Source organism: Roseovarius sp. CAU 1744 (genome assembly GCF_039839345.1).
In the GTDB taxonomy this organism is placed as follows: Bacteria; Pseudomonadota; Alphaproteobacteria; order Rhodobacterales; family Rhodobacteraceae; genus Roseovarius.
In genome coordinates this window covers 21,307-44,609 of sequence record NZ_JBDOQV010000013.1, presented here as the reverse complement: position 1 = coordinate 44,609, position 23,303 = coordinate 21,307, and the positions used below count along the sequence as shown (strand labels likewise).

Here is a 23,303-nt window from a genome sequence, read left to right as displayed (position 1 = left end):
CATGACCACGTGGCAGGAGTTGAAGGCGCAGGCGGCGCGGGCGATCAAGAGCGACATGATCGACCTGTTTGCCGATCCGGGCAGGGCGGGGGATTTCAGCACCCGGTTCGACGGGATGCTGTTCGACTATTCCAAGACCTACCTGACGGACGACTCCCGTGCCGCACTGGTAGCGCTGGCGCAGGAACGAGAGGTACCGGCGCGGCGCGATGCCATGTTCCGGGGCGCACCGATCAACGAGACCGAGGGGCGGGCCGTGCTGCACACGGCGCTGCGCAACCTGTCGGGTGGCGGCGTTACGGTCGACGGACGGGACGTGATGCCCGGTGTGCGGGCAACGCTGCAGCGGATGGCGGAATTCGCCGACCGGGTGCGAAACGGCGCCTATCAGGGCGCCGGAGGGATCATCAGCGATGTCGTCAATATCGGCATCGGCGGTTCGCATCTGGGCCCCGAGATGGGCACGCTGGCGCTGAGCCCTTACCATGACGGGCCGCGCTGTCATTTCGTGTCGAACGTGGACGGGGCGGATATTTCCGAGGCGCTCAAGGGGCTGAACCCGGCGACGACATTGGTGATCGTCGCCTCGAAAACCTTCACCACGATCGAAACCATGACCAACGCCAGAACGGCGCAGGAATGGATGGCGGCGTCGGTGGCAGAGCCGGGCAGACAATTCGCCGCCCTTTCCAGCGCCGAGGACAGGACCGCCGACTTCGGCATCGCGCCGGAGCGTGTTTTCGGCTTCGAGGACTGGGTTGGTGGGCGATATTCGATCTGGGGGCCGATCGGGCTGTCGCTGATGCTGGCCATCGGGCCCGAGCGGTTTCGTGAGTTTCTGGCCGGGGCCGAGGCGATGGACACCCATTTCCGCGAGGCGCCGTTGGCAAAGAACATGCCGGTGATGCTGGCGCTTGCCGGTCTCTGGCACCACCAGGTCTGCGGTTTTCCCACACGTGCCGTCTTGCCCTACGATCAGCGCCTGGCACGCCTGCCGGCCTATTTCCAGCAGCTCGAGATGGAATCCAACGGCAAGCGGGTAACAATGGCGGGCGAGGCGATTGACGGCCCGTCGGGTCCGGTTGTCTGGGGCGAGCCGGGAACCAACGGCCAGCATGCCTTCTATCAGCTGATTCACCAGGGCACGCAGGTGGTACCCTGCGAATTCATGGTGGCCGCGCAGGGCCACGAACCTGACCTGACCCATCACCACCGCCTGCTGGTGGCCAATTGCCTGGCCCAATCCGAGGCGCTGATGCGCGGACGCTCGCTTGATGCGGCGCGTGCGTTGATGGCTGACAAGGGCCTTGCCGGAGCGGAGCTGGAACGCCAGGCGCGGCACCGCGTCTTTGCCGGCAACAGGCCGTCAACCACGCTGATCTACGACCGGCTGACGCCGCGCCGTCTGGGGCAGATACTGGCGCTTTACGAACATCGGGTTTTTGTCGAGGGGGTCGTTCTGGGCCTCAATTCCTTCGATCAGTGGGGGGTGGAACTGGGCAAGGTGCTGGCGACGGAGCTGGAGTCGATCTTGACCGGTGAGGCCGACGCGGCTGAAAGGGACGGATCAACCCGGCAACTGGTTGACTTTGCACGAAATACATCCGGCTGATCCGCCCCGCCCGCGCGCATGGTGCACGGGCCGGACGAGCGGGTATGGAAACTGGCAAAGTTGATACTCTTCCCCCAGGATACCGCCCGCCCAACCGGGGCTGCGGTCAGCAAGCCCCGGAACAGTTTGGTGCTGGCGGTTTATTTCGGAACCAGCACTGAATTGACCACGTGGATCACACCGTTGGACTGATCCACATCGGCAATCGTGATCTTTGAGGCATTGCCCGACTCGTCATAGATGTAGACGCTGTTGCCCTTCACCTGGGCCGAAAGCGCATCGCCTGACACCGCGTTGAAGTGGTAGAAACCGTCGGCACTGCTGCGTGCGGCCTCTGCGATCTGCTTGGCCGACCAGTCACCGGCCACCACATGCGCGGTCAGAACCTTTTGCAGCATGGCCTTGTTTTCGGGCTTCAGCAACGTCTCGACCGTGCCCTCGGGCAGCGCGGCAAAGGCAGCGTTTACCGGGGCGAACACGGTAAAGGGGCCGTCCGAATTCAGGGTGTCGACCAGGTCGGCGGCCTTGACCGCGGCAACCAGTGTCGTGTGATCGGCCGAGTTGACGGCATTCTCGACGATGGTTTTCTGTTCATACATCGGCGCACCGCCGACCATCGGATTTCCGGCCGGGGCGGCACTGGCAATGGCTGTCAAGGCCGCGGCAAGAGTGATTTTTTTCGCGATTTTCAAAGGTCTTCCTCCGTTAATGGCCCGCTTTTCGGGCCCATGTACCGACAACCACGGCGCAGGGCGGGAAAAAGTTTCAGCGGAGGTGAAGAAAATTCTCTGTCAGTCCTGGTCTGCACCCGGGATATCGAATCCTGGGGCGGCCAAGGTGAAGTTTTCAAACGAGAAACCAGGTGACACCGTACAGCCGACCAGCGTGTAATCGCCGGTGCAGGTGGCTTTCTGCCAATGACCGGGCGGGACGATGATCTGGGGCCGTTCACCTGCTGCCAGGTCAGTGCCCAGCCGATGCTGCGCGGCAGGGCCGTCATCGGTCCCGGAGATCGACAGGATCAGCGGTGCGCCGGCGTAGAAATGCCAGATCTCGGCGGAATCGACCTTGTGCCAGTGGTTCGTCTCATCGCCCTGCAACAGGAAATAGATGCAGGTGCCGGCGGGGCGCCCGGCGCCGTCGGCAACCCAGGTTTCCCGGTAATGCCCGCCCTCGGGATGCGGGGTAAGGCCAAGCAGGTCAATGACTTCTTCTGCGATCATGGCGGCAAGCTAGCGTGCCGTCAGACGAAGGAAAAGGGCATTTGGCGGCGGCGGCCCGGTTCATCGCGAGGCGGATGATTGGCACCTTGGCGCGCCACGGCGATTATCCGCTGCTAGCCCCGCGACGGCGGAACTTCGTGCGCATTACCGCGTTGATCACGGCGTAGGATGCTCGAACTTTATAGAGGAAGAAATCATGAAGAATTGGTTATTTGCAATCGCCAGCAGCGCCGTGATGGTCCTGTCTGGCTGTGAGAACATGACGCAGGAGGGGCGTGTGGTCGCCGGTGCCGCGGGCGGCGCGGCGGCGGGCCTGATCGCCGCCGAGGCGTTTGGTGCCGATAGCGACTGGAAAGTGATTTCGGCGCTTGCCGGGGCCGCTGCGGGTACTGTCGTCGCGCAGAACCAGGCCCGCAACACCTGTGCCTATGCCCGTGGCGACGGCACCTATTACGAGGCGCCTTGCCCATAAATGTGCCCGCAACGAAAAAGGGCGCGAATGGATCCCGCGCCCTTTGATTTCTTGAATGCCCGCGTCACCGCAGTTCAGATTGCAGCGGGGCAAGATCCTAACGCGGCATCCAGATCGTGAACCGGGTCATTGGGGCTGCATTCCTCCCTGGAAATCGGATAGGTCGTGGGATCGGCACAGGCCGAAAGCGTGACCACGAAAAAGAGTAGGGAAACCAGTCTGATAACTGCCGACATTCGAGTGTTCTCCTTTTGATGTCGGGGCGTGAAGCCCGTTACAAAAGGGGGGGTATCAGCGGGGCGGGAACGCGGCGTTGATCCAGGTCAACTGACTGCGCGAACGCCACCGTTTTAGCGCAGAATTGACGCCCCGGCATATTGCGCGGTTTCGCCAAGCGCTTCCTCGATCCGGATGAGCTGGTTGTATTTTGCCAGCCGGTCCGAACGCGCGAGGCTGCCGGTCTTGATCTGCCCGCAATTGGTGGCCACGGCCAGATCGGCAATGGTGGCATCCTCGGTCTCGCCCGAGCGGTGCGACATCACGTTGGTCATGCGTGCGCGGTGCGCCATGTCGACCGCCTTGAGCGTCTCGGTCAGGCTGCCGATCTGGTTGACCTTGACCAGCATGGAGTTCGCCGCACCGCGGGCGATCCCCTCGGCCAGGCGCGCCGGGTTGGTCACGAACAGATCGTCGCCCACCAGCTGCACCTTGTCGCCGATCTCGGCCGTAAGCGCCGCCCAGCCATCCCAGTCATCTTCGCTCATCCCGTCCTCGATCGAGATGATCGGATAGTCGTTCACCAAAGCCTTGAGGTATCCGACATTCTCTTCGGGTGTCAGGGAAACCCCCTCTCCGGCAAAGACATAGCGGCCATCCTTGAAGTATTCAGTGGCCGCGCAATCAAGCGCCAGATAGATGTCTTCGCCTGGCTTGTACCCGGCCTTCTCGATGCTTTTCAGGATAAAATCCAATGCCTCGCGGGTCGAGGCGATGTCGGGGGCAAAGCCGCCCTCGTCGCCGATGCCGGTGGAAAGGCCCGCAGCCGAAAGCTCTTTCTTGAGCGTGTGGAACACTTCGGCACCCATGCGCACGGCGTCGCGGATATTGCCCGCGCTGACCGGCATGATCATGAATTCCTGGATGTCGATCGGGTTGTCGGCATGTTCGCCGCCGTTGATGATATTCATCATCGGCACCGGCAACACGCGCGCGGACGTGCCGCCCACATACCGGAACAGGGGCTGGGCCGAGTAATCCGCCGCCGCCTTGGCGCAGGCCAGGCTGACGCCGAGAATGGCGTTTGCACCCAGGCGGCCCTTGTTGGGGGTGCCGTCCAGTTCGATCATCGCCATGTCGATGGCGACCTGCTCGGTCGCATCAAAACCCTGCAGTTCCTCGGCGATTTCGCCGTTCACCGCTGCCACGGCCTCCAGCACGCCCTTGCCCATGTACCGGTTCTTGTCGCCATCGCGCTTTTCCACCGCTTCATGGGCGCCGGTCGACGCCCCCGACGGCACCGCGGCACGGCCCATTGTGCCGTCTTCCAGGATTACATCCACCTCGACCGTGGGATTGCCCCGGCTGTCGAGGATTTCGCGCGCGTGAATGTCGATGATTGTGCTCATGATCCGTCCCTCGGCTGGCAGTCAGTTTTGCGGCTGTCATAGCAGGTGCTGCGGGAATGTAAATGCGACCTGGTAGCGCTAACAGAGGTCACGCCACCACCCGCGCCAGCCGCCGCTCGCGCAGGATCGAATAGAGCCCGCTGCCGATGATCAGCGCGGCGCCGGTATAGGTCAGCCAGTCGGGCTGTTCGCCGAAGATCGCGATGCCGAGGATCAGTGAGAACACCAGGCGCGAATAGCGGAATGGCGTGACGGCGGAAACATCCCCGATCCGCATTGCCGCGACGATGGCGTAATATCCCACGACGCTGAAGAAGATCATCGCGCCCAACTGCAACCAGTTCGTGGCCGAGGGCTGGACCGCGCCGCCATCAATGACCAGCAGGGCCAGCCCGATCAGAATGACGGTGGCAAAGGCATATCCCGACAATTGCATCGACGACACGGACGGCGGCACCACCCGGGTCGACAGGTCACGCAGGGCCAGCCCCGCGACACCGATCACCGCAAAAAGCGATGCGGGCTGAAACCCTTCCAGCCCGGGGCGAATGATCAGCAACACGCCGAAGAAGCCGACGACGATCGCGCTCCAGCGGCGCCACCCGACCTGTTCGCCCATGAAAAGCGCGGCACCCAGCGTGACACAAAGGGGGGTGGCCTGAATGATGGCCGCAACCGTCGACAGGGGTATCAGGGTAAGGGCGGTGATGTAGCCGAAGGCGGCAATCATCTCGCCCAGGTTCCGCAGGAGGACCGGCGTTACGAGGAAATCCCGTGAAACGAAGCGATCCCCTTTCAACACGCTGATCGCGCCGAAAATTACCGCGCCGCCGATACCCATCATGAACAGGATCTGCCCAACCGGCAGGTCGGCGGAAACGAATTTTATGAAAGTATCTTCAAGCGCGAAACCGGCCATGGCCAGAACCATCAGCGCACTGCCGCGAATGTTGTCCATCACTGCCTCGGGGGTCGTTTCAGATCTCAGCCCTACGCGCGGCGCGCGCGATTGGCAAGTTCAGTCTTTCTTGATCGGAACGCCATAAAGTTCGAGCTTGTGACCCCTGAGCCGGTACCCCAGCCTTGTGGCGATCTTTTCCTGCAGCGCCTCGATCTCGGGATCGACGAATTCGATGACTTCGCCCGAATTCATGTCGATCAGGTGATCGTGATGGGCGCGGTCGGCATCTTCGTACCGGGCGCGGCCGTCGCCGAATTCGAGCTTGTCGAGAATGCCCGCCTCTTCGAAGAGCTTTACGGTGCTGTAGACCGAGGCGATGGAAATCGCGGCGTCGCGCGCCTGCGCCCGCTGATGCAGTTGCTCCACGTCGGGGTGGTCCTGCGACGCCTCGAGTATCTCGGCGATGATCCGGCGGCGCGGGGTCATATGCAGTCCCTTGTCGCGGCAGCGGGTTGTGATGGTCTCTCTCATCGGATCCTCGTGTCATTCGGTGGGCCTGCAATATCGGGAATTTGCAACGGTTTCCAGTCAGCCGGAAAGCTTCGGTTGACTTCTTCGCCGCAACCCACCATGTAGCGCGCAACCGACATTTCCTGCCGCGTGAGCAGAAATGCTGCCACCAATGAGGCAGCCGCAGAGAAAAGTGAAATGTCGCCGATATGATCCCAAAATCACGCGTGGGGCCAGACGTCTGACCGGCCGGGGCGCGATGTTGCACCTGGTGAGGGTCGAGGCGGAACCACGAAAACGACCCCGGGGCCTGATGGCGCGGGGTCGATGAACAAGTGTCGTGCCACCGGTGCGGCCCGAAAGGAACGAAGTGAACCTATTTGCGGAAATGGGGCTGCCCGCCCCGCTGGTGAAGAAACTGCTGGCATCGGGCATCGAAGAACCGACACCGATCCAGACCCATGCCATTCCCCATGCGCTGGATGGCCATGACGTGATGGGCCTGGCCCAGACCGGTACCGGCAAGACCGCGGCCTTTGGCCTGCCGCTGCTGGCCCAGCTGATGGAGATGCGCGGCAAGCCTGAGCCGCGCACGGTGCGCAGCTTGATCCTGGCACCCACGCGCGAACTGGCGGGCCAGATCCGCGATGCGCTGATGCCGCTGGTCAAGGACACGCCGGTGCGGATCGGCGTCGTCGTCGGCGGGGCCTCGATCAACGCACAGATCAAGCGGCTGGAGCGTGGCACCGATGTGCTGGTGGCCACACCGGGGCGTCTGCTGGACCTGCTGGACCGGCGCGCGCTGCGCCTTGATGCAACAGGGTTTCTGGTGCTGGACGAGGCCGACCAGATGCTGGACCTGGGCTTTATCCATGCGCTGCGCAAGATCGCGGGGCTTTTGCCCGCGGAACGCCAGACCATGCTGTTTTCGGCCACCATGCCCAAGCAGATGGAAGAGATCGCGGCCAGCTACCTGACCCATCCCAAGCGTGTGCAGGTGAACCCGCCGGGCAAGGCCGCGGACAAGATTGCCCAGTCGGTCCATTTCATCGCCAAGACCGAGAAGCCCGGCCTGTTGGTCGAACTGCTGGACCAGCACCGAGAGGAACTGGCGCTGGTATTCGGGCGCACCAAGCATGGCTCGGACAAGCTGGCGAAAAAACTGGAGGGCGCGGGTTTCGCCGTGGCCGCGATTCACGGCAACAAGAGCCAGGGACAGCGGGAACGCGCGCTCAGGGCGTTTCGCGAGGGGCAGGTCAAGGTGCTGGTCGCCACCGACGTGGCGGCGCGCGGCCTGGACATCCCGGACGTCAAGCATGTCTATAACTTCGATCTGCCCAACGTACCGGAAAACTATGTTCACCGCATTGGCCGCACCGCGCGGGCCGGGCGTGACGGCATGGCCGTGGCGTTCTGCGCACCCGACGAGATGGGCGAGCTGAAGGACATCCAGAAGGTGATGGGCATCACCATTCCCGTCGCCTCGGGCAGGCCGTGGGAGAAACCTGAAGAACCGGCCAAGCCCAAGGGGCGGGGCGGTGCCCGCCGGCGATCCCGCAAACCAGGCGCCGCGCCGCAGGGTCAGAAACCGGGTGGCGGCCGCCCGAACCGGCGCCGCCGCAACAAGGCGGCGCGCAAGGCGGCATGACAGGCCGAACCCACGGCGGCGGTTCATCCTTGCCGTGGGTTCTTGCCTCGTTCAAAACAAGCAAGGTCGAACCGGGCAGGCCACACGGCGGCGTTGAGCCCAAATTGCCTGGTTCTGTGCACTATCCTTAGGTCGGCTATGCGAAAATTTCACTCAAAAGATATAGATATGAGGGCCTTCCAGCTTAGATTCCCACCAAGCTTCAAGCTCACCAAAACTGTCAATCAATTCTCCCACAGCCTGTTCTGGCGTATAAGTAAAACTAAAGCTGCGGAGTATTTTACCCAGCGGCTTCGCATTGCTGAACCAGTGGTACAGGTCTCCGCCCCGGGAGCGCTGTAGTCGTCCACCATAGTTATAGCCTTCGCCGCGGTGTTCAGGTTTGTCTACGAACTGCTCCTTCAAGGCAGACGTGCCTTCGAAAGGAAACTCACAGAAATTCACTACGAAGTAGGGACGAAGATACTTTTCCCATTGCAAATCAAACCAATGCACCATGTCGCCCTCGACACGAGAGAAGGGTGCAATCAAAGAGCTAGCCTTTCCGCGTACGAACCCTTGTTCTTTTGCAAACGGATAAAAGTGCAATTTCATTGCATCTCTCAGTGGCTTCGACTGGCTCAAAAATTTGCATCCTTAGTGCAAAGAAAGTCTGTTTCACACCTGTGTTTTCTGCTGCTGTAAATTGCAGCAGAGTAGGAAAACACTACTGACGTATGTTCCACTTTGTCCAGTCGTTCGACAACAACGTGTAGAAGAGTGTTGATGCAACATCTATATGGGGAAATTGATTTTTCGCGCTATCTACTGAGATGGATTAAGAAGACACGACATACCAAACAGCGAATGACTGCAATGTCCGCATCTCGGACCTCAAGGAATCGCGAACAGTTGGTCGAAGGTCTTGCGCAGCGCCACATCCAGATCCGTCATCGTCACCGGCAGGCCCAGATCGACCAGGCTGGTGACGCCGTGGTCGGAGATACCACAGGGGACGATGCCGCTGAAATGCTCCAGATCGGGCTCGACGTTGATTGAAATCCCGTGAAAACTGACCCATTTGCGCAGGCGGATGCCGATGGCGGCGATCTTGTCTTCGGGCTTGGTGCCTGTTGCGGTCAGCGGTTTGTCGTCGCGCGGAACCCAGACACCGACACGCCCTTCGCGGATTTCGCCCGTTACGTTGAACTGGTCCAGCGTGGCGATCACCCAGTTCTCGAGCTGCTGAACGAATCGGCGCACGTCGCGTCCGCGCTTGCCGAGATCCAGCATCACATAGACCACCCGCTGCCCCGGCCCGTGATAGGTGTATTGCCCGCCGCGCTGGCTGGCATAGACGGGAAAGCGGTCCGGGTCGGTCAGATCCTGCGGTTTCGCGCTGGTGCCCGCAGTGTACAGCGGAGGGTGTTCCAGCAGCCAGATCGCCTCGGGGGCTTCGTTTCTGGCGATTCGCGCAACGCGTGTTTCCATTTCCGCAACAGCCACATCGTAGGGGACGGGCTCTGCCGAAACATGCCATTGCACGGCATTTTGATGGTATTCGACAGGGTCGGGCAGCAACACGGAGGTATTCCTTACTTTGGGCACGGAAAAAATGTGCTAGGTTATCGGCCAATACACGCTAGTCATTTAAGGGAGTAAAACCATGTTTTCAAAACGTATCGCTATGATCTGCGCCGCGGCGTCGGTGGCGATGACCCCTGCGACCAAGGTTGCGGCAGATATCGGCGACGGGATTGTCGGCGGGCTGGTCGGGGGCGCGGTCAGCGGCATCATCGTCAACGAATCCGCCAAGCACCGTGAACGCCAGCGGGCCAAGCCGCGCGTGATATACAAGAATGTGCCGCGCAGTTACAGCCCTGCACGCGCGCAGGTGCGCGAAAACCAGATCGCGCTGAACTATTTCGGATTTCCTGCAGGGACACCGGACGGGGTGCAGGGGCGCAATACGCGCAACGCGGTATCCCAGTACCAGGCGCATATGAACTACCCGATCACCGGATATCTCACGGAATACGAACGCCAGTTCCTGGTCAGCTCGTATCACCGGGCGCAGTCGGGCGGTGTGGCGACATCGCAGCTGATCGCCCAGCGGGGCGGCACACGCGGCCTGCTGCACGCCTATCGTGATGAAGCCGCGGGTGTCAGCACGGCGTCGGTTCAAACCGAGCAGACGCAGCAATTGGCGCTTGCGGAACCGGAGGAACAGCCGCAGGCGGCAGGCCTGCCGAACCTGATGGGCGATGCCGCCACGACCGGCCCCTCGCTGGCCTCGCATTGCAGCAGGATCAGCCTTGTCACCAACAGCAATGGCGGCTTCGTGACCCAGGCCAGCATGACCGATCCGATCTTTACCCTGAATGAGCAATTCTGCGTCGCGCGGACCTATGCGATCGCCGAGGGCGAGGAACTGGCAAGCCGCGTCGAAGGGTTGAACATGGCGTCGCTGGAACAGCAATGCGAAGGCTTTGCGCCGGCGATGAAGCCCTACCTCACGGCGCTGTCGCTGAAACCGCAGGAAACGGTGGTTTCGGATGTCAGCAGCTTCATTCTTTCCTCGGGCATGGCTCCGGCCCAGCTGGCTGGCACCGCACGGATTTGCCTGTCGGTCGGCTATCGGACCGATGACATGGATGTCGCCCTGGGGTCTGCACTGCTGCTGACGGCCCTTGGGGAAACCGGCTATGCCGAGCTGATGGGCCACCACCTGAACGAAGGCTTCGGTGCGGCCCGCCGTCCCGACCTGGCGCTGACCTGGTACCAGACCGGGCTGGAGGCGGTCGAGCGCAGCGGCAAGCCGGTCTTTGTGCCGAACAACCCCGCGCGTACCGACCTGATCCGCGCCGCCGTCACCCAATCGGCCGGCCAGGCATCGGGCGGGGGCACGACAGCGACGGGAACAGGCCTGCCGAGCTTTACCATCGCAGAGTAGACCAGCCGGGGCCGCTCCGGCGGCCCCGCCACAAAAACCTGTCAAAAACTGCTTCACAAGCCGCGGGCACGTTGGTATAGCCTCGCCACCAAGCCTAGATGTGCGGTCGTGGCGGAATGGTAGACGCGCAGCGTTGAGGTCGCTGTGGGGTAACACCCGTGGAAGTTCGAGTCTTCTCGACCGCACCAACTCTTCTGAAATCGACGGTTGCCGAAAATGGCGGTGAAACCGGTTGACTGGCGGCGGATGTTACGGAAACTGATCCGTATCTGACGCAGCGCGCTGACACTTGCCCACTGTGCTCAGGGTCACTGGCCGAGAGAAGGGGGAAGCCGATGAGCGGACACGGGTATGAATCGGGGCGGTTGAACCTGCCATTTGTCGGCATCTCGACCTTTGGCAAATTCCCCTATGTGCAGGACTGGGACGCGATAGACGCCGATGTGGCGGTGCTGGGGGCGCCGTTCGATTTCGGAACGCAATTCCGGTCCGGCGCGCGGTTTGGGCCGCGGTCGATCCGCGAGGCCTCGACCCTGTTTTCCTTTGGCCATGGTGGTGCTTACGACCACGAGGATGACATCACCTATCTGCCCGCCGGCAACGTGCGGATCGTCGATATTGGTGATGCGGATATCGTGCATACGGACACGATCAAGAGCCACGCCAATATCGAACAGGGCGTGCGGCAGATCCTGCAGGCGGGCGCGATCCCGGTGGTGCTGGGCGGGGATCACTCGGTCAATATTCCGTGCGTGAACGCGTTCGAGGGGCAGGAACCGATCCATATCGTCCAGATCGACGCGCATCTGGATTTCGTCGATGAGCGCCACGGGGTGCGTTACGGCCATGGCAACCCGATGCGGCGCGCGGCGGAGAAACCCTATGTCACCGGCCTCAGCCAGATCGGGATCCGCAATGTCTCGTCCACCGCCAGGGAAGGCTATGGCGATGCCCGCGCGATGGGGTCGGACATCCTGTCGGTCCGGCAATTCCGCACGCTGGGTGTCGAGGGGGTGCTGGCGCGTATCCCCGAAGGCGTGCGCAATTACGTGACCATCGACATTGACGGGTTCGATCCGTCGATCGCGCCCGGCACCGGCACGCCCAGCCATGGCGGATTTCTCTATTACGAGGTGCTGGAGCTGCTGGACGGGCTCTGCCGTCGGGGCAGCATCGTCGGGCTGGACCTGGTCGAGGTGGCACCCGATTACGACCATACCGGCACCACGGCGATCCTGGCAGCGCAGATCCTGATGAACACGATCGGGCGCATGCTGCACCACCGCGCCTAGGGCCGGCGTCAGCGGATCACGTTCATCCGCAATCTGATCTTCTTGCGCGATTCCTGCGGCAGGTGGCGGTTGAGGCGCGCGTTGATGACACCGAACAGGCCGACCACGATCAGCGTGAGGATGATGAAATACATCGCCAGGATCGGGTAGGGCACGAAGGGATTGAACGTCTTGTCGGCGAAATAATTCGCATAATAGAGCGCATCACCCCGTTGCTGCCATGCCGGGAAGCCCGAGAAAAAGACCAGCGCCGTGGCGTGAAACAGAAAGATCGCCTCGTTCGTGTAGGCGGGCCAGGCCAGGCGCAGCATCGTCGGCCAGACGATTTTCCGGAACCGGGGCCAGCCGGAAAACCCGTAGGCATCTGCGGATTCAACGTCGCCCTTGGGAATCGAACGCAGGGCGCCATAGAAGATCTCTCCGGAATAGGCGGCCGTGTTGAAGAACAGCACCACCAGCGCACCCAGCCAGGCGGCGGTGAAGGGTTCGAATATGGGGAAACTCTGCTTGAGGCTGAGAAACAGGAAATAGCCAAAGAAGAACTGCACGAAGAGCGGTGAGCCGCGGAAGATGAAGATGAACCATTCCGAGGGTTTGCGCAGCCAGATATTGCGCGATCCCTTGCCCAAAGCCAGGGCGGTGGCCAGAAAGAACCCCGCCACCAGCGCCAGCACGCCGAAATAGATGTTCCAGATCATGCCCGAGCCGATCAGGGTAAATTGCTGGCAAAGCGTGAAATCGTCGCGCGGCAGCAGCCGTTCGCCGAAGCCGACCGAGCGCAGGGCGTAGTCCTGAATTGTCTGCCAGCAGCTCATGCCATGTTCCCCGGATGCGCGAAACTCATGCGGCGGCCTTTCTCTGGGCTTCGCCGCCGGTGGTGGCCTGTCCCCGGGTCAGCCGTATCATCAGCCGTTCGATGAAGATCTCGGATACGCGGGTGAAGGCCAGGTAAAAGACCAGCAGCGCCAGGAAATACCACATCCGCCAGTCGCCATGCGGATAATCGGTGAATTTCGCGGTTTTCGAGCCACCCATCTCGCGCGCCCAGTAGACGATATCCTCGACCCCCAGCAGGAACAGCAGGGGCGTGGCCTTGATCAGCACCATCCACAGGTTGCCAAGACCGGGCAGGGCATAGACCCACATCTGCGGCACCATGATCCGCCGAAACGCCTGCCGCCGGGTCATGCCGTAGGCTTCGGCGGTTTCCATCTGGGCGCGGGGCACGGCGCGCATGGCACCGAACAGGACATTGGCCGCGAAGGCGCCGAAGACGATGGCGAAGGTGAAGACCGCGATGAAGAAGCCATAGGTTTCATGCACCCATTGCGGCGCGGTCCCCAGCGGCATCTTGGCCGCCGCGCAGACCACGAAATCATTGCCCTGCCGGATCGGTTCGGCCCATTCCGGGCACAGCACCTTGTGCCGGGTCCATTCGATCGCCTGGTCCAGCGCGATCACGAAAAACAGAAAAAATGCGATATCGGGCACGCCGCGCACGATGGCGATATAGGTCTTGCCGAACCAGCGCAGCGGGGCGATCTGCGAGCGCGCGGCGGTGGCCCCGAAATACCCGAACAAAAGCGCCGTGGGCGCGGTGATCGCCAGCAGCAGCAGGACCGTCCCGAAGGACAGGTAGAACGCCATGTGCTTGCCGGTGGTCAGGTAGCAGCTGAGCCAGGTCAGGCCGGAAAGCGCGCTTGGATCGGTGCAGTATGAAAACATGAATTCGTGCGGCGAGGCCCGCGAGGGCCCCGCCGGATCCCTGTCAGATCAGAAGGTTTCGCCGATGTCCCATTTCTTGATGAGCTCGTTGAGCGAACCGTCGTCCTTCATCGACTGGATGGCCGTGTCGAACTTGGCTTTCAGTTCGGCGTCGCTTTCGCGGACACCCATGCCGACGCCACCGCCCAGCATCTCGGTCTTCTCAAGCAGGACCAGCTCGGAATCCTCTTCGGCGATCGGGGCCAGGTAGCCCTTGTCGGCCAGGACCGCATCGGCCTCGCCATTACGGACAGCCGCGATGGTCTCCTCGGGGGTCGCAAATTCCACCAGCGTCGCCCCGGTCGAGGCGATATGGCTGGCTTGAATGGTGCCGGTCTGGGCCGCAAGCACGCCGCCTTCAACGTCGACATCGGCCGACATCGCCAGATAGGCCGACGGGTCGGGTTGCGTATAGTTCTGCGTGAAATCAATCACTTCGTCACGCTCATCCGTGATCGACATGCCGGCGATGATGACATCGTAGTTGCCGGAGACGAGGTTCGGAATGATGCTGTCCCATTCGTTGGTGACCCATTCGCAGGTCAGTTCCGCGCGCTTGCACAGCTCATCGCCCAGTTCGCGCTCGAACCCGTCAACTTCGCCCGCGTCGTTGATGAAGTTCCACGGAGGGTAGGCGCCCTCGGTGCCCAGGCGGACGACGTCAGCGGCCAGGGCCATACCCGCGCTCAGCGCGAAGGCGGCGGTTGTAAGTATCAGCTTCTTCATGAGTTTTCTCCCTTTACTCAGTAATTTTCTTGTCTCAAGCGGCCATGGTCGAACTGAGGAACTGCTGCAACCGCTCGGATTTGGGCGCACCAAAGAGGTCCTTGGGCGCGCCTTCTTCCTCGATCAGCCCCTGATGCAGGAACACGACGTGATCTGACACATCAGCGGCCATTTTCATGTCATGGGTGACGATCATCATGGTCCGGCCTTCGTTGGCCAGATCCTTGATGACCTTGACGACCTCCTGCTCAAGCTCGGGGTCGAGCGCGCTGGTGGGTTCGTCGAACAGCAGCGCCTGCGGTTCCATGCAGAGGCCACGGGCGATGGCGGCGCGCTGTTGCTGACCGCCCGAAAGCTGCGCCGGGTAGACATCGCATTTGTCGCCGATCCCGACCTTGTCTAGGTAGTGGCGGGCCTTTTCCTCGACCTCGGCCCGGTTGCGGCCCATGACCGTCACCGGCGCCTCCATCACGTTTTGCAGGATCGACATATGCGCCCAGAGGTTGAACTGCTGGAATACCATGCTCAGATTGGTGCGGATCCGCAGCACCTGCTTCGGGTCGGCGGGGTGGCGGTTGAGGCCCTCACCGTGCCACTTGACCGGCTCACCGTTGAACAGGATGTCGCCCTGCTGGCTTTCCTCCAGCAGGTTGGCGCAACGCAGGATCGTGGATTTGCCCGAGCCCGACGATCCGATCAACGACACGACATCACCCTTGTGGGCGGTAAGATCGACGCCCTTGATGACCTCAAGCGCACCATAGGCCTTGTGAAGATTGCGGATTTCGATGACGGGCGTCTGGTCTGTCAAGGGGTCATCCCGGGTGGCTGCGATCTGCTTCAGGACGGTAATAGGGCCGAAAAAATTGCGTAATGCAACTTGCAAAACGAGGGATAGCGTCAAAATAGTTCCGAATTGACGCCCGGTAAGCCCGTTTCGGAAGTATGCCGGGAGGGCTTGCTGGCTGGCTCAAGGCCCGCTCAGAGGCCAGAGCACCAAGTCAACAAGAGCCGCGCGGTGGCCAGACCGCGGGTTGGCGATCGCGCGGTAGCCTTCGGCCTTTATTCCGCGCGGCCACCCAGCCGAAGGTCGGCATTGATCCGCAGAGCTGCCACGTATCTCGCACGGGCCGGAGCTGAATTCATCGGCGGCGAGAGATCACCCACACCGCCCCGGTTCCCAGCCAGGCCTCAGGAATAGATCCGCTGTGCCCCCATCTGGTCGTGGATATGGTTGGCCATCTCAGGGGCGATATTCATCGCCGTGGCCAGTTGATGCAGGTATTGCGCCTCGTTCTGGTTATCCAGGTCGATGCCCATCAGCGACATCGCATAGACCTGCTGTTCCAATCCGCGCGGCGTGTCGCGGACCAGGTCCTGAACGTCGATGCGCCGCTGCATTTCCTCCTGAACAAACCGGCGCTCTTCGGGTGAGACGTCACCCAGGCGGTCCATCAGCCTCGCCTGTTCGGCCTGGTCGATCTCGCCATCGGATTTCATCGCCTGGATCATCGCCCGCAGCATCAGCGCCGCCGCGGCCTCCTGATCCTGCGACGGCTGAACCTCGGGTTCGTCCTGGCGCGCGATCGCCTGGTTGAGCAGATCGCCGAACCCGCCCTGAGAGCGGCCCTGAGACGCACCGGCACCCAGCAAGCCGCCCAACAGGCCACCCAGGCCACCGCTAGTGCCGCCGCCTTGCTGTGCGGTACCGGCCAGTCCGCCCAGCAGGTCGTTCAGCCCACCGCTTGCACCGCCCTTCGCAGAGGCGCCGCCGCCAAGCTGCTCCAGCAACCCGCCAAGACCACCCGTTCCGGCGCCTTGCCGCGCACCTCCGGCACCACCCCCCAGGATCGATCCCAACATGTCCTCAAGCCCGCCGCCCGATTGCGCCTGAGCCTGCCGTTGGGGGGAATGCGCCCCGCCGAACAACCCGCCGGAACCGGCCTTGCCCTTGCCGCTGCTCATCTGCTTCATCATGCCGCTGGCGCCTTTTGCCAAGGCAACACCGATGGCCACCTTGGCCAGTGTCTTCATCATACTCATGGAAATCCTCCCAGGTTCACCGGGCTCCACTGTGACACAGAAACTGCAAACCGCGCGAGGGGAATAGTCGCTGAACCAACTCATCGGTGAAGATGGCCAACTATCCAGGTTCGGTGCCCTGACCGTGCCAAAGCTGGGATTGGCACTCGTCGATCCGCGCCCGTCGCGAGGTACTTTGTCAGCGATTGGTGCCTGCCGGTGGTGTTCAGGCAGGCGCGGCGGAACTTACGATGCCCGGCGGCTGACCATGGCGGGCGCGATCTCGATCCAGACAGGCAGGTGGTCCGAGGCGATCCTGGCCGGGCGCGAAGAGTGAACCCCCGTCGCAAGTGTCATCAGGTCAGGGCTGAGCGCGAACCGGTCCAGCCTTGCAATCGGGCGCGGCGCGGGAAAGCTGGGCCCGGTGCGGGCAAAGGTGAAGCCCTGCGCGGTGGCATCCAGCGCGGCGCCGTTGCCCCAGTCGTTGAAATCGCCTGCCAGTATGGTCGGACGGGCGGGTTCGCGATGAAGCATCCGCATGATGACCGATACCTGCAACAAGCGGTGACGGCGGATCAGGCCCAGATGCAGCCCGACGATGCGCAGGGGTTGGGCGCCGATGGCAATGTCGGCAAGGATCGCGCCGCGCGGTTCCAGCCCCGGCAGGTTGAGATGCGACATGCGCTCGATCACCACATCTTGCCGGACCAGCATGGCGTTCCCGTGCCGCCCGAGCGAACCGCCAGGCGCGCCGAAGGGCAGGATCCGCCAGCCATCCTCTTCGATCATCTCGTGGGGCAGGGCGGCCGGCCGCGGCGGGATGCGCTTGTCAGCTTCCTGCAGCACAACCACATCCGCGCGGAGATCGTTGATAACCCGCATGGTCCGGTCGGGCCGGCGCCTCAGGTCCAGCCCGACGCATTTTTGCAGGTTATAGGTTGCAATTCGGATGGCCGATGCCCTCATATCACCCAGATACCATCACGAAAGCGAAAGGAAGTCACCAGAATGTTCTCGGAACAGACCGCGCTGGCACGGTTGATCTGGTCGGCGCTTGCCCTGACCGCGATCGTCGCGATGGTTCAGTACAGGTGGTCGCTGGCCTTTGTCGCGCTGGCGACGCTGGCCCTGTCGCTGGTGCCGGTCGCCGTCGCCCGGTGGGCAGAGATCAAGGTGCCGCCCGGTTTCATCACCGCGGTCGTGATGTTCGTGGGGGCAACGTTGTTCCTGGGTGAGGTGTTCGACTTCTACAATCGTTTCTGGTGGTGGGATATCGCGATGCATGGCGGCTCGGCCATCGGGTTCGGCCTGGTCGGTTTCGTTCTTGTCTTCATGATGTTCCAGGGCGACAGGTTCGCGGCCCCGCATTTCGCGATTGCCTTCTTTGCCTTCTGCTTCGCGCTTTCGATCGGCGCGGTCTGGGAGGTGTTCGAGTTTTCGATGGACCGGCTCTTTGGTCTGAACATGCAGAAATCGGGCCTGTCCGACACGATGGGGGACCTGATCGTCGACATGATCGGGGCCGGGCTGGGCGCGGCCTCCGGCTATGCCTATCTCAAGGGGCGGCAGTTTGGCGGGCTGAACGGCGTGATTGACGAATTCATTCGGCGCAACCCGCGTTTCTTTCGCAAGAAGCGTAAATAGGCGGCGGCGCCTCATGTGCCGCAGAAGGTCTGCTGCACGACCTCGGACGGCTCTGGCGGTCTCTGCAGATCGGCTGCCTCCGGCTGCGCTTCATAGGGGCGCATCAGCACCTCGACCAGCCGGTGAAACGGGGCGTAATCGCCCTCGACCGCCGCCTGGATCATCTGCTCGACACGGTGGTTGCGCGGGATGAAGGCCGGATTGGCGGCGGCCATGACGCCTTCGGGATCGTCCACGGCCTCGAGCCGCTTGCGCCAGCCGGTTTCCCAGGCGTCAAAGCTGGCCGGGTCGGTGAACTGATCGCGCGCCTTGCCGGTGCCGAGCGCGCGGAATGTATTGGTGAAATCGGCCCGCTCCCGCGTCATCCGGGTCAGCAGGTCGTTTATCAGCGCGGTATCCTCGGGCGTTGCTGCCGCCAGGCCGATCTTGCGGCCAAAGGTGGCCAGCCATTCCGCCCCGATACGTTCGGGCATGGCGTGAACCGCCTCGGTAAACGCCTCGACCGCCTCTTCGGTATCCGGCATCAGCGGCACCAGCGATGTCGCCAGCTGCGCCATGTTCCAGACGATGATCTTGACCTGGTTGTCATAGGCATAGCGCCCATGCGCGTCGATCGAGCTATAGACAGTCTGCGGATCATAGGTGTCAACAAAGGCGCAGGGGCCGTAATCGATCGTCTCGCCGGACAGGGTGGTGTTGTCGGTGTTCATGACCCCGTGGATGAACCCCACGGATAGCCACTGCGCGATCAGACGCGCCTGTTTGTCGATGACCCGTCTGAGCAGATCGGTCGGATTGTGAACCTCCGGGAAATGCCTGTCGATCACATGGTCATAAAGCGTTTGCAGCGCCTCGGTGTCGCGGCGGGCGGCAAAATACTGGAACGTGCCGACGCGGATATGGCTGGCGGCGACGCGGGTCAGCACCGCGCCGGGCAGGGCGCCGGATTCGCGGTAGACGGGCTCGCCGGTGGCCACGGCGGCCAGCGCCCGGCTGGTGGGAATGCCAAGCGCGTGCATCGCCTCGCTGACCACGTATTCGCGCAGAACCGGGCCCAGCCAGGCGCGCCCGTCCCCCATGCGTGACCACGGTGTCGGCCCCGACCCCTTCAGTTGGATGTCGCGGCGGTTGCCGGCGGCGTCCACCACTTCGCCCAGCAGGTTGGCGCGCCCGTCCCCAAGCTGCGGGGAAAAGCCGCCGAACTGGTGCCCGGCATAGGCCTGGGCCAGCGGTTCGGACCCGTCGGGCACACGGTTGCCGGAAAACACCTGTGCCGCATCGTCCGGTTCGCCGGGTGTGATCCCCAGCTCATCCGCCAGTTCGGTGTTGAAACGGATCAGGTGCGGGTCTTTGGCGGGTGTCGGGTTGAGGCGCGCATAGAATTTGCCCGGCAGGCGGGCATAGCTGTTGTCAAATGGAATATGGAGCGACATCTTTCCCTATATTTTCCGCGACATTAGCATGTAATTCTCACGTGGTTCAAACCGCAGCCTCGTATACAGGTTATGGGTGCGTGCATTGTCACGCGACACCTCGAGATGCAGGGCCTTCATTCCGGCACTGCCCAGAGCCTTGGGCAGTTGCCGCAGCACTTCTGAGCCGATCCCGCGCCCGCGCACACCGGGGCGGATGAAGAACTCGTCGATGAAGCCGTCCATGCCGCCGAATTCCACCGACCAGCCGAAGGTAACGACAATATAGCCGATCGGCGCGCGGCCGGGTCCGATCAGGTAGACAGCACCATGCGGAGAGCCCTCAAGCAGCGGCAGGATCGCGGCGCGGCGCGCCTCGTCGTCCAGCGTGATGCCCTCTTCGTGGTGAAAAGCGGCGACCAACGGGATCAGGCGGTCCAGATCCCCGGATTTGGCAAGGTTGAGAGCGGTCACAGGCGGGCCAGCCTTTCGGTCAGAAGGTCAAAGAAACCCGGGGCGTCGACATGCCCCATGAAGGTTGCGTTGGCGGGACGGTCCGTGACCTGCCACCAATCGGCCACGGTCATGCCCATCGTCAGTTCCGAGCCGGTCTCGATCTCGACATTCACATGCCGCCCTGAGAACAGTTTGGGCCGGATCAGATAGGCGATCACGCAGGGATCATGCAGCGGCGCCCCGTCTGATCCGTATTTCTCGCGGTCGAAACGTTCGAAGAAATCCGTCATCTGCGCCACGGCCAGCCCGACCGGGGTACCAAGATCGCGAATCCTGTCATTCCGGTCACGGGTGACAAGCACCTTATGCGTAACATCCAGCGGCATCACTACGATCGGGACACCGGAACGAAACACGACATCGGCGGCCTCGGGATCGACATAGATGTTGAATTCAGCCGTGGGCGTGACATTGCCCACCTCGAAATAGGCGCCGCCCATCAGGACGATTTCCTGCACCTTTTCAGCGATGTCCGGCGCCTTGCGGAAGGCCGTGGCGATATTGGTCAGCGGCCCGATCGGGCACAGCGTGACCGTCCCCGCCGGGTTGCTGCGCAGGGTGTCGATGATGAAATCGACCGCGTGGCCGTCGGCCAGCGGCATCGTCGGGTCCGGCAGGTCCGGCCCGTCCAGGCCAGTGCGGCCGTGCACATGCTCTGCGGTGACAAGTTCCCGGCCCAGGGGGCGTTCGCAGCCGGCAAATACCGGCACCTCAGGTTTCCCCGCCAACTCGCAGATAATGCGCGCATTTTTCGATGTCAGGCTCAGCGGTACATTGCCGGCAACGCAGGTGATCCCCAGGAGGTCAACCGCCTCCGGGCTGGCCAGGGCCAGCAGGATGGCCACGGCGTCGTCCTGGCCGGGATCGGTGTCGATGATGATTTTACGAGCGGTCATGGCGGGGCTTTCGTCTGGTTGCGGCGACCATGCAGGCGCGGGCGGGGAATGTCCACTGGTCGCATCTCGGGCGGCTGTTTTTTGCAGGCGGATGGCACGGGGATATTGCCAGCGCGGAACAGGTCTGCGTTAATTTCCGGAGGTGACATAAGCACCTGCGCCACGGACAGGAGGGAGTGTCAGATGTTGGAGAAAACAGCACGATCCCGGTCTTGGGGGATCACCAACGATTACGGTAAGCTCAACGATGTGCTGCTGGGCCGCCCGGACCATTACCGCTGGGTCGAGGCCGGGCCGCTGATTGGCCGCACGCTGGCCAATGCCGACAAGACCGGCCACCGGTTCGATCTGCAGCTTGCCATGCACCAGCACGCCCAGATGGTGGCGATCTATGAAGAAAACGATGTGACCTGTCATTACCTTGCGGCGGACGAGGTGTTGCATCGGAATTTCTTTGCCCGCGACAGCTCGGCCATGACGCCCTGGGGGCCGCTTATCTGCCACATGCAGCTGAAATGCCGCCGGGCCGATTACGCGTCGGTGATCCAGTTCTATCAGGACCATGATGTGCCGATCTGGAAATTCGCGACAGCCGGGCACTTCGAGGGGGGCGATTTCAACATCATCGAGCCGGGCCGCGTGCTGATCGGCTATTGCGGTGAGCGGTCCGAGAAGGCGGGCAGCGAGCAGGTGGCAGAATTTGTCCGGGCCGAGGGCTGGGAGGCCGTCGTTGCCCCGATCAGCCGGGAATTCGTGCACATGGACGGGCTGATCGTGCCTTTGGCAGAGAAACTGGCGGTGGCCTGTGTCGATGCGATGGAGCCGTGGTTGGTCGATGTGGTGCGCGGCTGGGGCATCGAGATCGTCGAGGTCGCGTACCGCGAGGCGAAGAACCTGGGCGTTAACCTGGTGGCCCTGGGCAATGGCAAGGTTCTGTCGATGGCGGGCGCAGAGGATCTGAACGCCAGGATGCGTGCGCTCGGGTTCGAGGTATATGACCCGGATATGTCGATGTTCATCCTGGGCGGCGGCGGTGTGCATTGCCTCAGCCAGGCCCTGAGCCGCGAGAAGGTCCAAGGCGATGTCCGCGATTCTTGACAGGGTCGCGGCCTTTCCCCGGACCGGGCTGGTCAGTGGGCCGACACCGCTGGAACCGTTGCCCCGGCTATCGGAACATCTGGGGGTTGAGCTGTGGATCAAGCGCGATGACCTGACCGGGCTGGGCGGCGGCGGCAACAAGATCCGTCAGCTGGAATTCTACCTGGGCGCGGCGCAGGCCGACGCGGCTGACACCATCCTGATCACCGGCGCGGTGCAATCCAACTATGTCCGGTGTGCCGCTGCGGCGGCGGCGAAATGCGGCATGAAAGCCGTGTTGCAACTGGAAGAGCGCGTGGCCGGCAAGGGCGAGAATTATCGGCGGTCAGGCAATGTCCTGCTGGCCCGGCTGCTGGGGGCTGAGCATATTCACTATCCCGTGGGCGAGGATGAGGCCGGGGCAGACAAAGCCTTGCGCGATCACGCGGACAGGCTGCGGCAGCAGGGGCGCAGGCCCTATGTCATACCGCTTGGGCTGCGGAACAAGCCTTTGGGCGCGCTTGGCTATATGCGCGCGGCCCAGGAGGTTCTGGCCGAAGACACCGGGTTCGACGCCGCTGTTATCCCGTCCGGCAGCGGGGCCACCCATGTCGGGTTCCTGGCCGGTCTGCGGGCGCTTGGGTCGGGCATGCCGGTGCACGGTATCTGTGTCCGCCGCAACGCCGCCGCCCAATCCGCCCGGCTGCAGGAATTGTCCGACCGTCTGGCGGCTTTGCTGGGGGTTACGCCGTGGCTGCGCGCGGAGGATATCCGCACCCATGACAACGCGCTGGCGCCCGGCTACGGGCAGGTCAGCCCGGGGCTGCGCGCGGCCATTCACCTGATGGTCCGATACGAGGGGCTGTTTCTGGATCCGGTCTATAGCGGCAAGTGTCTTGCCGGGCTGATTGACCTGATCGGGCGTGGCGAGATCGCGCCCGGATCCCGCGTGCTGTTCATACATACCGGCGGGTTTCCGGCGCTTTTTGCCTATCAGGACGAGCTACTGAACGGGTAAGGCGACGCCCCGG

At 62.6% G+C, this 23,303-nt stretch carries 25 protein-coding genes and 1 tRNA gene; 9 read left to right on the top strand and 17 right to left on the bottom strand.

Annotation, left to right across the window (positions count from 1 at the left end):
- Position 1 precedes the first annotated feature (1 nt).
- A complete protein-coding gene (pgi, locus tag AAFO92_RS21850) occupies positions 2-1,612 on the top strand; it encodes a glucose-6-phosphate isomerase (RefSeq protein ID WP_347538946.1) in 1,611 nt (536 codons plus the stop codon).
- 140 nt (positions 1,613-1,752) lie between these two features.
- Here the strand turns inward: pgi and AAFO92_RS21845 are convergent, their stop codons facing one another.
- On the bottom strand, positions 1,753-2,298 hold the full coding sequence (locus AAFO92_RS21845; protein WP_347539104.1) for a fasciclin domain-containing protein: 546 nt from the start codon (positions 2,296-2,298) through the stop codon (positions 1,753-1,755).
- 105 nt (positions 2,299-2,403) lie between these two features.
- Positions 2,404-2,835, bottom strand: coding sequence for a cupin domain-containing protein (locus AAFO92_RS21840; protein WP_347538944.1), 432 nt, complete (start codon positions 2,833-2,835; stop codon positions 2,404-2,406).
- A 196-nt stretch (positions 2,836-3,031) separates the two neighbouring features.
- On the opposite strand from AAFO92_RS21840, the gene AAFO92_RS21835 reads away from it, so the two are divergent.
- Positions 3,032-3,307, top strand: coding sequence for a glycine zipper 2TM domain-containing protein (locus AAFO92_RS21835; RefSeq protein ID WP_347538942.1), 276 nt, complete (start codon positions 3,032-3,034; stop codon positions 3,305-3,307).
- A 74-nt stretch (positions 3,308-3,381) separates the two neighbouring features.
- Here AAFO92_RS21835 and AAFO92_RS21830 read toward each other — a convergent pair whose 3' ends face one another.
- The 4 genes from AAFO92_RS21830 to AAFO92_RS21815 all read right to left on the bottom strand — a co-directional run bounded on the left by AAFO92_RS21830 (position 3,382) and on the right by AAFO92_RS21815 (position 6,364).
- Positions 3,382-3,543: a hypothetical protein gene (locus AAFO92_RS21830; RefSeq protein ID WP_347538940.1), complete on the bottom strand. Its 162-nt coding sequence runs from the start codon at positions 3,541-3,543 to the stop codon at positions 3,382-3,384.
- A 114-nt stretch (positions 3,544-3,657) separates the two neighbouring features.
- The gene (eno, locus tag AAFO92_RS21825) at positions 3,658-4,932 is read right to left on the bottom strand and encodes a phosphopyruvate hydratase (protein ID WP_347538938.1); all 1,275 of its coding nucleotides are present in this window, start codon (positions 4,930-4,932) and stop codon (positions 3,658-3,660) included.
- 88 nt (positions 4,933-5,020) lie between these two features.
- Entirely contained in the window at positions 5,021-5,890 is an 870-nt protein-coding gene (locus AAFO92_RS21820) for a DMT family transporter (RefSeq protein WP_347538936.1), read from the bottom strand.
- A 60-nt stretch (positions 5,891-5,950) separates the two neighbouring features.
- Complete coding sequence (locus AAFO92_RS21815) at positions 5,951-6,364, bottom strand: Fur family transcriptional regulator (RefSeq protein ID WP_347538934.1); 414 nt, start codon at positions 6,362-6,364, stop codon at positions 5,951-5,953.
- 349 nt (positions 6,365-6,713) lie between these two features.
- Between AAFO92_RS21815 and AAFO92_RS21810 the strand changes: the two genes are divergently transcribed.
- Positions 6,714-7,991, top strand: coding sequence for a DEAD/DEAH box helicase (locus AAFO92_RS21810; protein ID WP_347538932.1), 1,278 nt, complete (start codon positions 6,714-6,716; stop codon positions 7,989-7,991).
- Between the two features lie 153 nt (positions 7,992-8,144).
- Here AAFO92_RS21810 and AAFO92_RS21805 read toward each other — a convergent pair whose 3' ends face one another.
- Together AAFO92_RS21805 and lipB are read right to left on the bottom strand one after the other, a co-directional pair.
- Positions 8,145-8,615: a hypothetical protein gene (locus AAFO92_RS21805; protein WP_347538930.1), complete on the bottom strand. Its 471-nt coding sequence runs from the start codon at positions 8,613-8,615 to the stop codon at positions 8,145-8,147.
- A 249-nt stretch (positions 8,616-8,864) separates the two neighbouring features.
- Complete coding sequence (gene lipB / locus AAFO92_RS21800) at positions 8,865-9,548, bottom strand: lipoyl(octanoyl) transferase LipB (RefSeq protein ID WP_347539102.1); 684 nt, start codon at positions 9,546-9,548, stop codon at positions 8,865-8,867.
- Positions 9,549-9,636: 88 nt separating this feature from the next.
- Here lipB and AAFO92_RS21795 point away from each other — a divergent pair, with 88 nt between their 5' ends.
- The 3 genes from AAFO92_RS21795 to speB all read left to right on the top strand — a co-directional run bounded on the left by AAFO92_RS21795 (position 9,637) and on the right by speB (position 12,215).
- Positions 9,637-10,923: a peptidoglycan-binding domain-containing protein gene (locus tag AAFO92_RS21795; protein WP_347538928.1), complete on the top strand. Its 1,287-nt coding sequence runs from the start codon at positions 9,637-9,639 to the stop codon at positions 10,921-10,923.
- A gap of 102 nt (positions 10,924-11,025) precedes the next feature.
- Positions 11,026-11,111 (top strand) — tRNA-Leu (locus tag AAFO92_RS21790).
- 147 nt (positions 11,112-11,258) lie between these two features.
- Positions 11,259-12,215 (top strand): agmatinase, encoded by a 957-nt coding sequence (gene speB / locus AAFO92_RS21785; RefSeq protein WP_347538926.1) that lies wholly within the window; start codon positions 11,259-11,261, stop codon positions 12,213-12,215.
- Positions 12,216-12,223: 8 nt separating this feature from the next.
- Here speB and AAFO92_RS21780 read toward each other — a convergent pair whose 3' ends face one another.
- The 6 genes from AAFO92_RS21780 to AAFO92_RS21755 form a co-directional block, all read right to left on the bottom strand.
- Positions 12,224-13,030, bottom strand: a complete 807-nt coding sequence (locus AAFO92_RS21780) for an ABC transporter permease subunit (protein ID WP_347538924.1) — start codon at positions 13,028-13,030, stop codon at positions 12,224-12,226.
- A gap of 25 nt (positions 13,031-13,055) precedes the next feature.
- Positions 13,056-13,940, bottom strand: coding sequence for an ABC transporter permease subunit (locus AAFO92_RS21775; RefSeq protein WP_347538922.1), 885 nt, complete (start codon positions 13,938-13,940; stop codon positions 13,056-13,058).
- A gap of 48 nt (positions 13,941-13,988) precedes the next feature.
- A complete protein-coding gene (locus AAFO92_RS21770; RefSeq protein WP_347538920.1) occupies positions 13,989-14,705 on the bottom strand; it encodes a transporter substrate-binding domain-containing protein in 717 nt (238 codons plus the stop codon).
- Positions 14,706-14,739: 34 nt separating this feature from the next.
- Positions 14,740-15,516 carry an amino acid ABC transporter ATP-binding protein gene (locus tag AAFO92_RS21765; RefSeq protein ID WP_347538918.1) on the bottom strand — a complete coding sequence of 259 codons (777 nt, stop codon included), beginning with the start codon at positions 15,514-15,516 and terminating at the stop codon, positions 14,740-14,742.
- A 380-nt stretch (positions 15,517-15,896) separates the two neighbouring features.
- On the bottom strand, positions 15,897-16,748 hold the full coding sequence (locus AAFO92_RS21760; RefSeq protein ID WP_347538916.1) for a DUF533 domain-containing protein: 852 nt from the start codon (positions 16,746-16,748) through the stop codon (positions 15,897-15,899).
- Positions 16,749-16,973: 225 nt separating this feature from the next.
- A complete protein-coding gene (locus AAFO92_RS21755; RefSeq protein ID WP_347538914.1) occupies positions 16,974-17,693 on the bottom strand; it encodes an endonuclease/exonuclease/phosphatase family protein in 720 nt (239 codons plus the stop codon).
- 42 nt (positions 17,694-17,735) lie between these two features.
- Here AAFO92_RS21755 and AAFO92_RS21750 point away from each other — a divergent pair, with 42 nt between their 5' ends.
- A complete protein-coding gene (locus AAFO92_RS21750) occupies positions 17,736-18,371 on the top strand; it encodes a hypothetical protein (protein WP_347538912.1) in 636 nt (211 codons plus the stop codon).
- 11 nt (positions 18,372-18,382) lie between these two features.
- On the opposite strand, the gene AAFO92_RS21745 is transcribed toward AAFO92_RS21750, so the two are convergent.
- Genes AAFO92_RS21745 through AAFO92_RS21735 form a run of 3 tightly spaced genes read right to left on the bottom strand, consistent with a single transcriptional unit; the run spans position 18,383 to position 21,195 of the window.
- Entirely contained in the window at positions 18,383-19,804 is a 1,422-nt protein-coding gene (locus AAFO92_RS21745) for a protein adenylyltransferase SelO (protein WP_347538910.1), read from the bottom strand.
- A gap of 6 nt (positions 19,805-19,810) precedes the next feature.
- The gene (locus tag AAFO92_RS21740) at positions 19,811-20,257 is read right to left on the bottom strand and encodes a GNAT family N-acetyltransferase (RefSeq protein WP_347538908.1); all 447 of its coding nucleotides are present in this window, start codon (positions 20,255-20,257) and stop codon (positions 19,811-19,813) included.
- Positions 20,254-21,195 carry a nucleoside hydrolase gene (locus AAFO92_RS21735; RefSeq protein WP_347538906.1) on the bottom strand — a complete coding sequence of 314 codons (942 nt, stop codon included), beginning with the start codon at positions 21,193-21,195 and terminating at the stop codon, positions 20,254-20,256. Before AAFO92_RS21735 ends, AAFO92_RS21740 begins: the two co-directional genes overlap by 4 nt.
- A 183-nt stretch (positions 21,196-21,378) precedes the next feature.
- Between AAFO92_RS21735 and AAFO92_RS21730 the strand changes: the two genes are divergently transcribed.
- Both AAFO92_RS21730 and AAFO92_RS21725 read left to right on the top strand, forming a co-directional pair.
- Positions 21,379-22,293, top strand: coding sequence for an arginine deiminase family protein (locus AAFO92_RS21730; RefSeq protein WP_347538904.1), 915 nt, complete (start codon positions 21,379-21,381; stop codon positions 22,291-22,293).
- Positions 22,277-23,290: a D-cysteine desulfhydrase family protein gene (locus tag AAFO92_RS21725; protein ID WP_347538902.1), complete on the top strand. Its 1,014-nt coding sequence runs from the start codon at positions 22,277-22,279 to the stop codon at positions 23,288-23,290. Before AAFO92_RS21730 ends, AAFO92_RS21725 begins: the two co-directional genes overlap by 17 nt.
- The last annotated feature ends 13 nt before the right edge of the window (positions 23,291-23,303 follow it).